Source organism: Halodesulfovibrio marinisediminis DSM 17456 (assembly GCF_900129975.1).
Lineage (GTDB): Bacteria > Desulfobacterota > Desulfovibrionia > Desulfovibrionales > Desulfovibrionaceae > Halodesulfovibrio > Halodesulfovibrio marinisediminis.
Genome location: NZ_FSRG01000005.1, coordinates 727100 through 743737, shown reverse-complemented (window position 1 = coordinate 743737; position 16638 = coordinate 727100). Strand labels below are relative to the sequence as shown.

General features: G+C 45.4%; 15 protein-coding genes. 12 read left to right on the top strand and 3 right to left on the bottom strand.

Annotated features, from left to right (window positions below; genetic code table 11):
• The first annotated feature begins 633 nt into the window (after positions 1-633).
• Positions 634-1107: a transcription elongation factor GreA gene (greA, locus tag BUR09_RS11215; RefSeq protein ID WP_074217018.1), complete on the top strand. Its 474-nt coding sequence runs from the start codon at positions 634-636 to the stop codon at positions 1105-1107.
• Positions 1108-1223: 116 nt separating this feature from the next.
• On the opposite strand, the gene BUR09_RS11210 is transcribed toward greA, so the two are convergent.
• Entirely contained in the window at positions 1224-1973 is a 750-nt protein-coding gene (locus tag BUR09_RS11210) for a tetratricopeptide repeat protein (protein ID WP_084539445.1), read from the bottom strand.
• Between the two features lie 158 nt (positions 1974-2131).
• Here BUR09_RS11210 and BUR09_RS11205 point away from each other — a divergent pair, with 158 nt between their 5' ends.
• From BUR09_RS11205 to BUR09_RS11155, 11 genes are all read left to right on the top strand, one after another.
• Positions 2132-4390 carry a DUF3536 domain-containing protein gene (locus tag BUR09_RS11205; protein ID WP_074217016.1) on the top strand — a complete coding sequence of 753 codons (2259 nt, stop codon included), beginning with the start codon at positions 2132-2134 and terminating at the stop codon, positions 4388-4390.
• 199 nt (positions 4391-4589) lie between these two features.
• The gene (locus BUR09_RS11200; RefSeq protein ID WP_074217015.1) at positions 4590-5396 is read left to right on the top strand and encodes a phosphate ABC transporter substrate-binding protein; all 807 of its coding nucleotides are present in this window, start codon (positions 4590-4592) and stop codon (positions 5394-5396) included.
• A gap of 83 nt (positions 5397-5479) precedes the next feature.
• Entirely contained in the window at positions 5480-6373 is an 894-nt protein-coding gene (pstC, locus tag BUR09_RS11195) for a phosphate ABC transporter permease subunit PstC (protein WP_074217014.1), read from the top strand.
• A gap of 49 nt (positions 6374-6422) precedes the next feature.
• Entirely contained in the window at positions 6423-7307 is an 885-nt protein-coding gene (gene pstA / locus BUR09_RS11190; protein ID WP_074217058.1) for a phosphate ABC transporter permease PstA, read from the top strand.
• A gap of 181 nt (positions 7308-7488) precedes the next feature.
• Positions 7489-7773 (top strand): late competence development ComFB family protein, encoded by a 285-nt coding sequence (locus BUR09_RS11185; RefSeq protein ID WP_074217013.1) that lies wholly within the window; start codon positions 7489-7491, stop codon positions 7771-7773.
• A gap of 12 nt (positions 7774-7785) precedes the next feature.
• Positions 7786-8607: a histidinol-phosphatase gene (locus tag BUR09_RS11180; protein ID WP_074217012.1), complete on the top strand. Its 822-nt coding sequence runs from the start codon at positions 7786-7788 to the stop codon at positions 8605-8607.
• A gap of 9 nt (positions 8608-8616) precedes the next feature.
• Positions 8617-9321, top strand: coding sequence for a phosphoribosylanthranilate isomerase (locus BUR09_RS11175; RefSeq protein WP_074217011.1), 705 nt, complete (start codon positions 8617-8619; stop codon positions 9319-9321).
• 605 nt (positions 9322-9926) lie between these two features.
• The gene (locus BUR09_RS11170; protein WP_074217010.1) at positions 9927-10910 is read left to right on the top strand and encodes a 4Fe-4S binding protein; all 984 of its coding nucleotides are present in this window, start codon (positions 9927-9929) and stop codon (positions 10908-10910) included.
• A 151-nt stretch (positions 10911-11061) separates the two neighbouring features.
• On the top strand, positions 11062-11913 hold the full coding sequence (gene htpX, locus BUR09_RS11165) for a zinc metalloprotease HtpX (protein ID WP_074217009.1): 852 nt from the start codon (positions 11062-11064) through the stop codon (positions 11911-11913).
• A gap of 295 nt (positions 11914-12208) precedes the next feature.
• A complete protein-coding gene (locus BUR09_RS11160) occupies positions 12209-12847 on the top strand; it encodes a YrbL family protein (RefSeq protein WP_074217008.1) in 639 nt (212 codons plus the stop codon).
• Between the two features lie 277 nt (positions 12848-13124).
• Positions 13125-13550 (top strand): PaaI family thioesterase, encoded by a 426-nt coding sequence (locus tag BUR09_RS11155; RefSeq protein WP_074217007.1) that lies wholly within the window; start codon positions 13125-13127, stop codon positions 13548-13550.
• 237 nt (positions 13551-13787) lie between these two features.
• On the opposite strand, the gene ftsZ is transcribed toward BUR09_RS11155, so the two are convergent.
• On the bottom strand, positions 13788-15329 hold the full coding sequence (gene ftsZ / locus BUR09_RS11150; RefSeq protein WP_074217006.1) for a cell division protein FtsZ: 1542 nt from the start codon (positions 15327-15329) through the stop codon (positions 13788-13790).
• 69 nt (positions 15330-15398) lie between these two features.
• On the bottom strand, positions 15399-16637 hold the full coding sequence (gene ftsA, locus BUR09_RS11145) for a cell division protein FtsA (protein ID WP_074217005.1): 1239 nt from the start codon (positions 16635-16637) through the stop codon (positions 15399-15401).
• Position 16638: the final 1 nt, after the last annotated feature.

Sequence of the window (16638 nt, the reverse complement as noted above, 5' to 3'; positions counted from 1 at the left end):
CTGCTCTTTGTGTTGCGTTTTTCTCATAAAGCGGCTTGCGCTCTATTATAATGGGCTAGCACTGGTTACAAGGTAATGAGTACACCGGCACAACAAAAATTTTCTTGTTCTGCATCCATGTGCTCTTAAAGCCACTCTACCAGCGATCACTGTCCCACCTACATTTTTACAGCATTTACAACCTAATAAACAACGTATAAATAGACTATAGAGGAACCGCGATGGTCGCCAACCCTCAGTGGTTACACGCATTATAAAGAGCGCACCAACTATTTTGCTTTATATCGCAGGGCGGTTTCCCATCCTCATAACAGCATTTTTGTGTTACGTCATACTGATTATGAATGAAACCGGTTAACTTTGCATTTTATTGACACAGGCGAGACTTTGTTGGTAATTTGACACTCAAGTGAGTTGGTCATACCACCAACATCTTCTGAATATATCCTCAACAAATAACCTGTTATTTTCTGGTATATTCTCGCATATTCTACAACTACGTACTTGACCACTCGCCAAGTATGTTCTACCTCAGAATTACGCCCGCCACGTCGGGCGCTTTTTCTTGTGAAGAAGAAGCGGCCTCCTGACCGCCAGAAAAAAAGCAGGAAAGAATTTTTTAAGGGAAAAATGATGAGTAGTATTCCTATTTCTATTGAAGGCTTTGAAAAAGTTAAACAAGAGCTTGAAGCTCTGAAAAAAGAGCGCCCAGGAATCATTCAGGCTATTAAAGAAGCCCGAGAAGAAGGCGACCTTAGCGAAAACGCAGGATACGATGCAGCACGTGAGCGTCAAGGCATGCTCGAAGCACGTATCTCCTACATCGAATCCCAGATGGCTCGCTACAACGTTATCGACCTCAAAACCCTCGGTGGCGACAAAGTAACATTTGGTGCAACCGTGGAAATTGAAGACCTCGACACCGGTGACTTGAAAAAATACACCCTGCTCGGTCCAGATGAAGCCGACTACCAAAACGGCAGCATCTCAGTTCTTTCTCCAGTGGGCAAAGCTATGCTCGGCAAAGAAGAAGGCGACGAATTTGTTGTGAACGCACCTAAGGGGCGTATCTCTTACGAAGTTGTTTCCATCGATTTTGATTACTAGCAGCAGGGGCATCCTTCACCGGATGCACCCTACGCTCTCTATCAAGAGAAAAAGCCATGCCTCATCACACAGTTGTGATGGGGCATGGCTTTTTACGTAGATACAGCAAACTGCGATTACGCAGCGTTATTCATTTTTCTATCTAACAATTCGAAAACTTTTTTGGCTTCTGCAAACTCAGGGTTCACCTCTAAAGCTTTTGCAAGCATAACAAGCGCTTTTTTATACTCTTTAATTTCAATAAGAACGCGTCCTATATTGTACAACAAATGCTCATCCAGTGCCGAAAGCTTCTGCGCCCTGCTATAAAATTGCAGTGCTTGTTCATACATTTTATTTTTTCGAAGTTTAATGCCGAACTCGTTAAACATATGCTTATGTTCCGGAGCAAATGTAGCTTCTATTCCTACCAACTTCGAAAAAACGGCCTGCCCTTTGCTTATCTCGTTTCTGTCAAGATACGTCAGACCAAGGCCGAATGTAGCACGGACATTATCTTCATCCATTTCCAGAACCTGAAGAAATTCAACTTCAGCTCCGTAAGGCTGCCCGTTCACACGTAATCGCTCACCTCTGGCAATACCCTGAGCAACCTTACGCATGGCTGGATAAATTTTTTCTTGATAAAAAGCAGGTTCGGGAGAGTAGTCTGCCATAAGATTCTCAAATGAGACTTTATCGTACTTTTCAAACGGAATATGGCTCTTATTCAGCTTCCATAACGTAATGTCACCATTACCTTCTTGTTCTGCATATACCATTACTTCAATTTTATTTGTCCGCTTTGTTGCACCAAAGCCCACTCGTACTAATTTTTCAACAGAAAAAGCCCCACGAATAGGCTGCTCCTGATGGCTGCCTTTCATACACATACCTCTAGCTAATAAAAAAAGCTCATTACAACCTAGTAATACAGAATAAATAAACCATACATAGTTGTTATGTCGTTACATAATCATGCTAACGGCCATCTGTCATCCTTTTATGGTACAATTTTTCCGAATTGAAGCATTACGGAGGATATATGTCTCGTTATCTCTGTATTCACGGTCACTTTTATCAGCCCCCCCGCGAAGACCCATGGCTCGGCGAAATAATGCCGGAAGGCAGCGCTGCCCCTATGCTCAACTGGAATGAGCGAATTACACGCGAAAGCTACAACCCGCTTGCCTTTGCCAGACGTCTTAATGGCAATGGTAATATTATCGAACTGGTAAACTGCTACGAATGGATCAGTTTCAATGTCGGTCCGACACTCATGCGCTGGATGGAAACAGCATTCCCCGACCTCTACAACCGTATCATTGAAGCAGACAAAGCAAGTATCCGTAGGTTCGGGCACGGCAATGCCATTGCCCAAGTCTATCATCACAGCATTCTCCCACTGGCAAAAAATAGAGATAAAGAGCTCGAAGTGCAGTGGGCAATTGAAGACTTTGAAAGACGTTTTGAAAGACGTCCGGAAGGAATGTGGCTTGCGGAGTGTGCTGTAGACACAGAGACTCTTGAGGTACTGGCAGCACATGACATCAAGTTCACCATTCTTTCGCCGCATCAGGCAGATGCTATAGAAAACAACGGAGAATGGTACACAGTCAATGGCAACTCATTTGACACGTCCATACCATACCGTATCGATCTTCCAAGCGGACGTTCTATCGCTATATTCTTTTATGAGGCAGATATATCACAGGCAGTAGCGTTTGAACGACTTCTTGCTGACGGTGAAAAGTTTTGGAAAAAAATTGCGTCATTTGCCAACAACGGCATCCTTACAATCAGCACTGATGGAGAAACATACGGCCATCATTGTAAGTTCGGCGAAATGGCTCTTGCCCATGTAATAAACAACGCACGCACAGAGCGGGACAATATCGAACTAACAAACCTTGCAGCATTCCTTGCAAGTCATCCGCCGCAAATACAGGTTCGGTTGCATGAACCTTCTGCCTGGAGCTGCGCGCACGGCGTAGAACGCTGGCAGAGTAACTGTGGCTGTACTGATGGCGGCCATCCGGGGTGGAATCAAAAATGGCGCAAGCCCTTGCGTGACGCCCTGAATTTCATGAAAGACTGCGTGGACAATTACTTTGATTTAAAAGCACACGAATATTACAACGCACCAGAAAAAGCACTGTATGCATACGGTACTGTCCTTTCCGGAAAAACACACCTTGATGACTTCTTATCTGCTTATGTCCGTGATGGACTAACAGCCCAGCAACGACACGAAGCCACCCTTCTCATGTTTATGCAGGAGCAGGCACTTTCCAGTTTTGCAAGCTGTGCATGGTTCTTTGACGAATTAACGCGAATTGAACCCAAAAATGCCCTGTCCTTTGCCTTACACGCGCTAGACATTCTAGCAGAGTTTGAAGGGCACACTCGTCTTGATGACTTTGAAGAAATACTCGAAAGCGCTGTCTCCAACAAAACAGAACATAAAACAGGCAAAGACCTTTTACATGACAGAGTACTCCCCCGCAGAGAATCTGAAGCATCATTATTACTTCAGGCACTCCTACTAGTTGAGAACGACAAGGATTTTCCGCAAGAAGGAAAAACAAGCATTGTTTCATGGAACAATGTCACCGTTAAACTCACTCCGGACAATGTAGAAAACAACCACTTTTCAGGAAGTGCTGTCATATTTTGGAAGGACTCCAAGGTAGGAATTAATCTTACATGGCAATCTGCCAAACTCCCGCACGGCTTCATAAACAGCACTACAGTTAGCGCCACTGTTGAAGGAAAAGGGAAACAAAGTTGCAGCTACACCTCTCTGCCTCGAAATAAACGGCAGTCGATTACCTACCACTTCATGCAGCACGTAATTGATGACCTTGTCGCAACATACACCCCACTAGGGCTGGATGCTACAGTGCTCTTCGAAACATGGACTGAAAGCCAGTACGATCAACCAGCAGGCCATCTCTGGGAAATCATATGTCCAGCACTTATTGAAGGCTATATCTTCTCTGAGCACTGCGAAGTACAGCTTGATGCAGAGCAAATACGCTGCTTGCGCAGATACCTACTCCACTGGATCTCTCGTAAGCAATTTGACCCTAAAATAACAATGGACAAGGTAGAAGCAAAGTTAATCAAAATGCTCTCCGGCACTGCCCCTGATTACTTAAAAGCAGCCAGTGTCCTCCAGAGAGCAAAGGAGCTGTTCCCTGAAGCTCCTATGGATGCATTGCTTCACTTCCTTTGGCTGGAAAAACAGCATGATCCACATATTCGTAACATTGCGCGTCTCATTAACCTTGTTTTACCGTAAGTTCGACAGAAACATGCTACTTAAGGATGGAGAAAAAATCTCCATCCTTTTATTTTTGCAGGTAAAAAACACCGAAACATAGTTATCACATTGCGTCACAGACTTGTGCAACATGCGACACTTTTTCGTAACACTGCTTCATTACTTTCCACCCAACGCAACGAAAACTATCTATGCTTTTAATTTTGGAGGAATCATTATGCGTCCTTGGTACTATATTCTTTCTGCTTTTTTAGTTGTAACCCTTACTGTTCCTGCTATGGCAGCTAATTCTGTTACCGTAAAAGGCTCCACTACTGTACTTCCTATCATGCAACGTGCTGTTGAAGCATTCATCGCTGAAACCGGTACTCCAGTAGCTGTTTCTGGTGGCGGATCTTCAAACGGTATCAAAGCGCTTCTCGACGGCAGCACAGATATAGCTATGGCATCCCGCACAATGAAAGGAAAAGAGATCAAGCTTGCTGAATCTAAAAACATCAAACCGGTTGAACACGTTATTGCACTTGATGCTGTTATCCCTATTGTTCACCCATCCAACACAGTAGACAACCTCACTTCTGATCAGCTTAAAGCGATCTACGAAGGCAAAATTACTAACTGGAAAGAAGTTGGCGGCACCGACGGTAAAATTATCGTTATCTCCCGTGACACATCTTCCGGTACTTACGAAACCTGGCACAAAATTATCATGAAGAAAGCACGAGTATTCCCTGGTGCACTTCTTCAGGCTTCTTCTGGTGCTGTACTTCAGGCTGTAGCGAAAAACAAAAACGCTATCGCATACGACGGCATTGGTTACATCAACGATACGGTTAAATCACTTTCTGTAGACAGCGTCATGGGTAGCGCAAAAACTGCTAAAGACAAAACCTACCCAGTAGCACGGACCCTGCAGATCTACACCACTTCTAAACCTTCTCCAGATGCAACTAACCTCGTTGAATTCATTCTTTCTCCGAAAGGTCAGGATATCGTCGAGCAGGCTGGCTTCATCCGCCGCTAGGCAAGCAGCCGAACTATCAACCTGCCTTTCCTTACCTTCAAGGAGAGGCAGGTTTCATACATCTGCACTATTAGGGACATGCTATGCGGATTACAAGACAACATAAGGAAATGGCAATTCACGGCAGCTTTTTTGCCATTGCCTCAACGAGTATTCTCGTCCTTACCCTCATTATGTTTTTTCTCATTTTTGAGGGATTGCCTATCTTTCAAAAAGTTTCCTTCACGGATTTTATCTTCGGGCAATACTGGTATCCAACTGACGATCCGCCAGACTTCGGCATTTTCCCGATGATTGTCGGTTCCCTTGCGGTAACAGTGCTCTCTTCCTGTATTGCAATTCCCCTCGGGCTGATGACTGCAATCTATCTTGCAGAAATAGCAACACCACGCATGCGCGGCATCATCAAACCGCTTGTTGAAATGCTGCAAGCACTTCCTTCCGTTGTTATCGGTTTTTTTGGCATGGTGGTAGTAGCACCAATGCTTCAGGAGTGGTTTGGAATCGCCACAGGACTAAACCTGTTTAACGCTTCTGTGATGCTTGCTTTTATGGCAGTTCCAACAATCACATCTATTGCAGAAGATGCCATCTACAGCGTACCGGAGGAACTTAGAGCTGCCTCCCTAGCTCTTGGTGCAACAAAATGGCAAACCATTGCCAATGTGGTTGTCCCTGCGTCCCTTTCGGGCATCAGCACAGCTGTTATCCTTGGCATGGCACGTTCTATCGGTGAAACAATAGTTGTTCTCATGGTTGCTGGCGGCGCAGCTATGATACCGGGTTCAATTTTTGATCCGGTACGTCCAATGCCTGCTTCCATTGCCGCAGAGATGGCAGAAGCACCATACCAAAGTGACCATTACTATGCTCTCTTTGCAACAGCCATGGTTCTGTTCATGTTCACTCTGATATTCAACATTCTTGCAGCGTATGTTGCAGAAAAGAAAAAACAAACCGGCACGGCGTCGCTGTAACAGTAAGGAGAAAAGAATGTCCCAATTAGCAGACACCACAGGAGTCCCTATGGCACAGCTTCCTCCTGCCACATCCAAAACACACTCCATACGGCATTTAAAACAAAAATGCATGTTCACGCTATTCAAGCTATGTGTAGCTGTTAACGCACTTGCATTAGCCATTATCTGCGGCTTTGTGCTCTACTACGGCGCCCCGGCCATCTCTTGGGAATTTTTATTGGAAAACCCACGCAACGCCATGACTGAAGGCGGCATTTTCCCATGTATCCTAGGGACAATTGCCCTTTCTTACGGTTCCATGCTCATTGCCCTACCATGGGGCGTTGCTACAGCAATATACCTTCACGAATATGCAAGACCGGGCAAAGTTGTCCACCTGATTCGACTGGCCATTAACAACCTTGCAGGCGTCCCCTCTGTAGTGTTTGGTCTATTCGGCTTATCACTCTTTGTTACGGTTCTTGGAATGGGGGTTTCCCTCCTTGCAGGTATTCTCACACTCGCAGCTCTTGTCTTACCTCTTATTATCGGTGCCTCCGAAGAAGCGCTGAAGAGTGTTTCCCCCACTTATCGTGAAGCTTCATTAGGACTTGGTGCTACAAAATGGCAGACCATTTATCATATTGTGTTGCCAGCCGCAGCTCCTGGTATTTTAACCGGTGCTATCCTCTCTGTAGGACGTGCAGCCGGTGAAACAGCAGCTATCATGTTCACAGCAGCAATGTTCTTTTCACCAGAACTTCCACATTCCGTTTTCGACAGCGTTATGGCGCTGCCATATCACATCTATGTTCTAGCAACAGCAGGTACAGACATTGAGCAGACCCGCCACCTGCAATATGGAACAGCGCTTGTGTTGATTGCACTTGTTTTAAGCATGAACTTTCTGGCTATTATGCTTCGAGCACGTATGCAGAAAAAGCTCTCATAGGTTGTTACCCTAAAACTCGAGCCCACTATATACAAAGAGCCCGCAGAAGCCCGACCCTGCGGGCTCTTTGTATTTTATTCAATTCTAACAGATTGCATTGGTAGCTCCCCGCTTGCAGTGTTATTCGTTGCGAGCCTACGGTATTGTGTGTATTTTATAAAAAAAACTGCAAGGGAAACATATGCCTAACGAAAAATACCTTCTTAACGATGTGGATTTTTTTGGTATCAGAAACCGAAACGAAGCACGCGTGATTAAGATGATCAAAAAGGTTATGGAAACTCCTCCATATTATCAGCCATCTGAAAAAGACTTATTTGACATTTACGCATTAGCACTTAATTCTCTTCCAGCAAGGTATGCACAGCAAGGAACCATCGTTTTACGTGACCCTGTCCGTGACAATGAAATAGAAGATGCTGTACGCAAAGCCTTTGCAATCGTCGTTGAAAACCCTAAACCCTAATTCAGGATTAGTATGATCTCCGTTGATACCCACATACACACGCTGTTCTCCCACGGCAAAGCCACCCCGGAAGAAATGTACGAAGCTGCCATAAAAAAAGGGATTCGTGTATTCGGCTTTTCTGAACACTCTGCACGTCCACTGAACATGAATTATCCACGGGAATACAGAGACCATTTAGCAGCACATTGGGACACCTACATTGAAAAAGTAACAGCGCTGAAAGATAACAAAGACGACGTTACTGTTCTGCTGGGTATCGAGATGGATTGGATGGAAGGCAACGAGGATTTCATTAAAACCGAACTTGCCAAGCATGAATTTGACTATGTGCTCTGCGGCATTCATTTTTTGGAAAACTGGGGATTCGATTACGCAAAAGCGGACTGGGAGTCTCTCCACTACAATGAACTGGCAGCAATCTACGAAAAATACTACAGCACCATGATCACCATGGCTGAAACAGGTATTTTCGACACTATTGCTCATCCGGACATCATTAAAATTTTCTCCTGCGATGATTTTACTAAGTGGATTGCAACAGAAGAAGCGCAAGTTTTAGTAAACAAAGCTCTTACTGCCGTCCGTGACGCAGGCATGTCCATGGAGATTTCTTCTGCCGGTATCCGCAAATTTTGTCAGGAAATCTACCCAGGTGAAACAATCATGGGAATCGCCAGCAAGCTTGAATTGCCGATTACCTTCGGTTCTGATGCACACTCCACTACATCTGTAGCATTCAGCTTTGACAAACTGGAAGAACATGCACGTCGCTTCGGCTACAAGGAAAGCGTATACTTTAAAAACCGTAAAATGCATTCACGTCCGTTTTAACTGACACGTATGCTGAATAAACATTCAAAATTTAACAGCCTCACACAGATTGCTGGAGTTCACGATACGCAAGAAACTCTTATGCTTGCAGATTGTGGAGTGCACTGTGTGGGGCTGCCATTACGTTTGCCGGTCAACAAAGAAGACATCACAGAAGACGAAGCTCGCACAATCATCCGCGAAACTCGCAATAAAATTATTCCTGTCTGCATCACATATTTAGATCATGCTGAAGATATTATGCAATTCTGCCGTGAACTTGATGTCGCCCATGTACAATTACATGGCCACATTGAGTTAGAAGAGCTGCAAAAGCTTGCACGCATTGCACCACATCTTTACATCATCAAATCACTCGTCGTGCAGGCTGATGGCAGCAACAAAGAAGCACTCCTACAGGCCGTAACTGAAACAGCCCCTTTTGTTGATGCATACATTACCGATACGCACAATCCAAAAAACGGAGCCGACGGCGCAACTGGTCTGACACATGACTGGAGCATTTCCGCTCAGCTTGTGCAACACTCTCCACACCCTGTCATTCTTGCAGGGGGGCTGAATCCTGAAAACGTCGCCAATGCCATCCGCACCGTAAAACCGGCAGGTGTTGACGCTCATACCGGAGTTGAAGATTCTACCGGTAGGAAAAACAAGGCTCTCGTATGCAAATTTGCCAGTGAAGCAGCCAAAGCTTTTGCAGAGCTCACATCCTAACCGCCTCTCTCCCAAGGAATTACAGCACCTTTACCAATTCTATCTTCTTGTGAATCTCAGTGATTTACAGTATGTATCCTGCGTGGGCTAAAAGATTTCAAGAGCTGGCAGGCTCAACAGACAAGGAGTGACAGAATGGATTTCTTTTTCTTTTTTCTCGGCTTAGCTTGTGTACTTGGCGCACTGCGCTACATCAAAAAAACTAGCTAACGACCGCAACCACGTACCACAAAGTACGGGTTGACCGGACCGTCGGTCTTTTTTAGGACATGAACTGCTGCAGTACATGTCCTTTTTTGTGCCCTACAGCACAGCATTCCCGCATGTTATTGCTTACGATCTCGCTCTATGTGCGAGATTTTTTATCTTGTAACCAGATAGCAGCTTGCAGCCACAAAAAACACTATTCCATTAACTCCAACTGAGATTGGGTTCGTTATCCATAATCAGGCTTACAATACCCAGTCTAGTGTGAGGCAACTAGTTTGCTCTCATAAATAAAGAAATGTCAGCTAGGCGACAGATAGGTAACACCTCTCAGCGGTATTTCTTGGTAGGCATTGCTATATTTTTTTTTAACCAAACGTAGACGAGGTTTGAAGACTATGTCTCAAAAGATTGTGACGCCCCATGCTCTACGGCGCGTTATCCAGTGTCTTTTTCTCTTTTTCTGTCTCTTTATTGGCTACCGCCTCTTCCAGCACTTCCTCTGGGCAATCGGTCAATCTTCCGAGTTCGTTCCAAAGCCTCCGTCCGTTGAAGCCTTTCTTCCTATCAGCGCGCTTATGGCGGCTAAACGTTTCATCCTTACTAACAAATGGGACATGGTTCACCCAGCTGGATTAACACTCTTTTTTGCTTTCATCTGGATGGCGCTTCTTTTCCGTAAAAGCTTTTGTGGCTATATCTGTCCAGTAGGATTTGTATCCAACCTTGTTGAACAACTCGGACGCAAGCTAAAACTGCAAAAAGAACTGCCAACTAAAGTAGAACACATTCTTTCAGTACCCAAATATCTTATTCTAGGTGGCTTTGTGTACTTCATTGTTATCAAAATGAGCACACGTCAGATCGAAAGCTTCCTTACGCTTCCGTACAACTATGTTGCAGATTCCAAGATGCTGACATTCTTCCTAGCCCCATCTGGAACCACACTTCTCATCATTGCTGTCCTCGCGGCTCTTTCCCTTTTCATCCGCAACTTCTGGTGCCGCTTTCTCTGTCCTTATGGTGCGTTGCTCGGTTTATGCTCCACATTCAGCCCTACCGCCATTACCCGTAATACAGAAATTTGTGTGTCCTGTGGTAAATGTAGAAAAATCTGCCCATCAGCTATCCATGTTGACGAGCGCAGTGTTATACACTCACCAGAGTGTATAGGCTGTGCAGAATGTGTGGGAGTTTGCCCTGTTAATAAATGCCTTACCGTCCGCACGTTCAACAAGAAAGTTCCATTTGTAACTATCGCCATTGGTTGTTTGGGGACTCTAATGGTCTTTTATAGCACAGCAGTTCTAACTGGACACTGGTACTCTGAGACCACACCGGAATTAATCCGAAAGTTCCATATGCTCATCTTCAACAAATAATCTACAAAGAAGAATAACGTTCCAATAAGTTAGGCAACCTTTTCCACTCGAAAGGTTGCCTTTTTTCTGGCGCGTCTTATACATTCCAGTTAAAGGAATTATTCATATTCATTCAGGCAATTGTTTATTTTCGTAAGGAGACTCGAGAACAATGACAAGCAACTTAAAAACAATGATGTTACTTGCCCTACTCTCCGGTATTATTATCGTTCTGGGTGGTGCACTTGGTGGTAAAGGCGGAATCATTATCGCTTTTGCTCTGGCGCTTCTCATGAACGTGGGTAGCTACTGGTACTCTGATAAGATTGTTCTTCGCATGTACGGAGCACAGGAAGTTGGTCCTCAGGATGCACCTGTTCTGCATCAGATAGTAGAAGAGCTCGCGTACAAAGCTGGTATCCCTAAACCACGTATCTGTGTAATCCCAGAACAGGCACCAAACGCATTTGCAACAGGCCGCGACCCTGAACACGGCGTTGTTGCTGTAACTCAGGGCATTATGCAGCTTCTTTCCACGGAAGAACTAAAAGGCGTTCTGGCACACGAAATTGGACATATCACCAACCGTGACATTCTGATCCAATCCATTGCAGGTGTTCTGGCATCAGCCATCGTCAGTATCGCTAACTTCATGCAGTTTGCCGCTATCTTCGGTTTTGGCGGTGGAGACGATGAAGAAGGCTCTAACCCGTTTGCGGCGCTGCTGCTTGCGTTTGTGGCACCAATCGCAGCCAGCCTTATCCAGTTCGCAATTTCCCGTTCCCGCGAATACCTTGCTGACGACACAGGTGCAAACCTGTGCGGCAATCCGCTGTATCTCGCTTCAGCACTTGAAAAGCTGAATGCCTACTCACAGCGTGTACCAATGCAGCATGGTGGTGAAGCAACTGCGCACATGTTTATTGTTAACCCGTTTTCTGGCGCCAACTTAGCAAAACTGTTTAGCACTCACCCGCCAATTGAAGAACGCGTAAGCCGACTTCGCCAAATGGCACACAGGTAATCACAAGCCCCGCTCTTGCGGGGCTTTCTTTTTGCTTGCTAGGCTCTTTTACCTCAGACAAATCTCCGAAGAAAAAAAGCCAGTTTCTAGTAACCGACAGGTTGTCTACAATTAAATCTGATATTGTTTTAAGATATGGTAGACGTTCGCCTCACATAGTAAGGTCACCTGTACGATAACAACATACTTTCTATGAAAGGAACATAGCGATCGTCAGGAGACACTTGCTAAGAATTTAGCAAGAAGCTACAACGCGACTTTGACTTACGATTAATTTAGGACTGTAGAAAGAACTATGATTGAACTTGGTGAATTAATTTCTTCCGTTGGTGGTTGGAGCAATATTTACGTAGTAAAAGACGCACCTAATAAATGCGTGAAGGTGCTTGCACCACATCGTAAGTATCAAGGAGAAAAGCCCGATCCAAATCTAGTTGCAAAGAAAAAATACGGCATCGACAACATGCTCGAATTTGAATACGCCAACTACCAGAAAATTATGAAATGTGTGCCGGACAACCTCAAAAAAAACTTTGTCCATATAGATGGTATGCAAATGACATCCATCGGCGTTCGTGGCCTCGTCATGGAACGAGTCATGACAGCCGAAGGGACAACCGCACCAAGCCTTGATCACTACAAAGGTGAACCACTCCCTGATGCGTTCTTCTGCAAGCTTGAACAAATTCGTCGTGAGGTTTTCCATAAACACTCACTCGATCATTTCGGCGTAGCACTACGAAATGTTCTCGTTCGAGACAACCGAACCCCTGTGTTGATCGACTTTCAGAAAAACCGTCGAATTTACCGCAGTCAAATAAACCTCTACATCCCATACTTCACACGCCAGAAAGTAAGACGTAACTTTCAACGCCTTTACGAAGAAGCTCACGTACAAGACTGGACAACTGTTAAAGACTTACATTGCGACTAATACGTTACCTCTCAGAACTTTCTCAAAAACAAAAGCTCAGAACTCTTCTTTGGTTCTGAGCTTTTCTCATTTAAACAGCTCCCCTTATGCGGCACATATTCTTCTTAACGTATTCTATGGACAACAGCTAAGCGCTCACCCCACAATTAAGGATACACCCTGCTTAAAGATGAAGGGCAGATTCCTCCCGAAAATACAACTAAATTCTCCTGCCTTCTTATTCACTCATATTGTATTGCGATTGCAGAGAGCTTCATTTCTCCATACACTGTTGTGTATGAAAGATATTCACCACGAACTTATAGACTTTATTGAATCCGGCAGCCCATTTCATCGTTTTCTTAACATTCAAGTTATTGATGCAAAGCCTGGCTTCATAAAATTACGCCTGCCATACAAAGAAGAGTTTGGTGGAAACATGGAGCGTGGAATTTTACATGGCGGTATCTCTGCCATGTTTGTTGATATTATTGCAGCTTCTACGTTGTGGACCCACTTGGGACCGGAAGATAAAACCGCAACAATTGACCTTCGTGTAGATTACCAACGACCAGCGATGCTGGAAGATTTACTCGGTGAAGGCGAGGTTCGCATGTTGTCTAATTCTATTGCTAACGTACATGTACGCACCTACAGTGCGTCTACTCCGGATACCGTACAAGCTGAAGGACGTGCGGTTTTCCATATCAAGCGGAAAAAATAAGCCACCACTTAACCGTGGTGTTCCCGCGCGCTCTATTCACAAACAAAAAGCGCTGTTCAGTTTTACTGAACAGCGCTTTTAAACTGTTTCTAAGCAGAGAGGCGTGAGTACTGCTCAGAGACAGGGTCTACTATCTAAAGCGAAAGCTCATAGAACGCCCTTCCCCCGAACGGTGTGTCTGTAACAGAATCACTCTGTTCTATCAGCTACGCGGCACACCATCGTGTGCCTAATTTTTTAATCAGCCTGCTTACGGATAAAAGACGGAATTTCGAAATCTTCCTCGAAAACGAAAGTGTCTTTGCCTGGCTCATGAGCATGACGTACTTTGTGTGCACGCTGTGCAGCCTGTGCACTACGACGGATATACGTTGGCACGTTGGTGTCGTCTGCTTTAAAATCGTAGCCTTCACGTGCTGGCTCTGGATGAGTGATATCCATCTTGGGCTCAACACGAGGAGCAGCAACTGGCTGTGGCTGCGGCACTGGCTGTACAGGCTGAACGGCCTGTGCAGGAGCAGCTTGAGCAGTATAAACCTGCTGTACAGGCTGTGCTGGCTGCTGTGGCGCAGCTGGTGCTTCCTGAGTCTGAGGAGCCTGAACTGGCGCTGGCTGAACTGGCTGTACAGGTGCTGCCTGAGCAGGTTGCGCCTGAGGTGCCTGATATGCCTGTGACTGTGGAGCTTGGTATGCCTGAGTCTGCGGAGCAGAAGCTGTTTCGGCACGTGGTGCACTTGCACGGGCGGATGAAAGAGACGTTACGCTGCGTGCACCATTGCTGTTAACCGCAACGCCTGATCCGTTTCCCTGTGTTCCTGTATCCATAGTATCAATACCAGTAGCGATAACAGTAATACGCATTTCATCGCCAACAGTATCGTCGAACACAGTACCAAAGAAGATACGTGCATCGTCGTGTGCTGCTTCCTGAATTGCGCCAGCGGCTTCGCTAACTTCATCAATAGTAAGGTCAGGACCACAGGTAATGTTCATAAGAACACCACGAGCACCATCAATAGAAACATCTTCAAGCAGTGGACTGGTGATTGCCTTCATTGCAGCTTCACGCGCACGGCCTTCACCAACAGAACTGCCGGAACCCATCATAGCAAGACCGGACTCACCCATAACCGCTTTTACATCAGCAAAGTCAAGGTTAATGAGACCTGGAACCATAATAAGGTCGGAAATGCCTTTAACTGCGAAGTACAACACTTCATCAGCTTTCTTAAGCATTTCAACGAAGGTTGCTTTTTTGGAAGCCAAAGAAAGCAGACGATCGTTAGGGATGGTAATCAAGGAATCCACATGCTCGCGGAATGCTTCAATACCGGCGTCAGCAGCTTCCTGACGCTTTTTACCTTCAAAGAAGAAAGGCTTGGTTACTACACCAACGGTAAGAGCACCCATTTCTTTTGCTACCTGTGCAATTACAGGTGCAGCACCAGTACCGGTACCACCACCCATGCCTGCGGTAACAAAAACCATATCCGCTTCGCCGATTGCGTTACGAATCTGGTCAACAGATTCCATTGCAGCTTCACGGCCAACTGCAGGGTTTGCGCCTGCACCAAGACCTTTTGTGAGCTTATCACCAAGTTGAATCTTAATTTCTGCCTGGGAATTATTAAGCGCCTGTACGTCAGTGTTTGCAGTAATAAACGTAACACCTTTTAGTACGGAGCTAATCATGTTGTTAACGGCATTACCTCCGCCGCCACCAACACCGACAACCTTAATCTTCGCTTGGCTGTCGTTTTCTATTTCATGAAATTCCATACGCCTCTCCTTTTGCCAATACCTAGGTTACTTGTAGACCCATTAACGTATTACTATTTACAGGAGCGTCTAAGAGACATCTGTAAACCATTTTTTCATTGTAGTCAGTACACGGTTGAACATAGAACTTTCGCGGCTTGGACTACTGCTACTGAAATGAATATCAAAATCTTCTTTTTCAGATCCGTAATTGAGCAGACCAACCGCTGTTGCGAACTTAGGGCTGTTAACGACATCCTTCAGACCGCCCACGCCTCGCGGGTACCCGATACGGGTCGGAAGTCCAAAGATTTGCTCACCAAGTTCCTGGCAGCCTTCAATAAGAGAAGTACCACCGGTAAGAACAATACCCGCACCAATAAGATTCTTAAAGCCGGAACGAATAAGCTCCTGATCCACAAGAGTAAGAATCTCTTCCATGCGTGGTTCACAAATTTCTGCCAAAACTTGACGGGAAAGTTTTCTAGGCTCTCTACCACCAACGCTTGGTACTTCGATAACTTCATCACCCTGCACTATTTCAGCCAGTGCACAGCCGTACTTAATTTTAATCTTTTCCGCACTCACCATCGGAGTACGCAAACCAAAAGCAATGTCATTAGTCAGATTCTGTCCACCAAGTGGCAGCACAGCTGTGTGCTTAACAGAATCGTCTGCGAATACGGCAATATCAGTAGTTCCACCACCGATATCTACCAACGCAACACCAATTTCGTTTTCTTCTGCAGTAAGTACAGCTTTGGAAGACGCCCATGCTTCAAGCACAATATCAGAAACATCAAGGCCGCTTCTGTGACATGAACGCACAATATTCTGAGCGCTTGTCACTGCCCCTGTCACGATATGCACACGAACTTCAAGACGAACGCCTGCCATGCCGAGCGGATCAGCAATACCATGCTGATCATCGACAATAAATTCTTGTGGTAATGTGTGAATTACTTCGCGGTCAAGCGGAATAGCTACAGCCTTTGCTGCATCCATAACTCGTTCCACGTCACGGCTACACACCTCACCGCCCTTAACAGCAATCACGCCATGGCTGTTAAAGCCTTTAATATGACTACCGGCAATACCAGTATATACTGAGCCAATCTCACAGCCTGCCATTAGTTCTGCTTCTTCCAAAGCTTTCTTAATGGACTGCACGGTCTGCTCAATATTTACCACAACGCCTTTACGCAACCCAGTGGACGGAGCAGTTCCAATGCCTACAATATCGACCCCGCTCGGAGAAGGCTCCCCGACTACGGCACAAATTTTTGTCGTTCCAATATCAAGGCCCACTATGAGGTCGGACTTAGACATG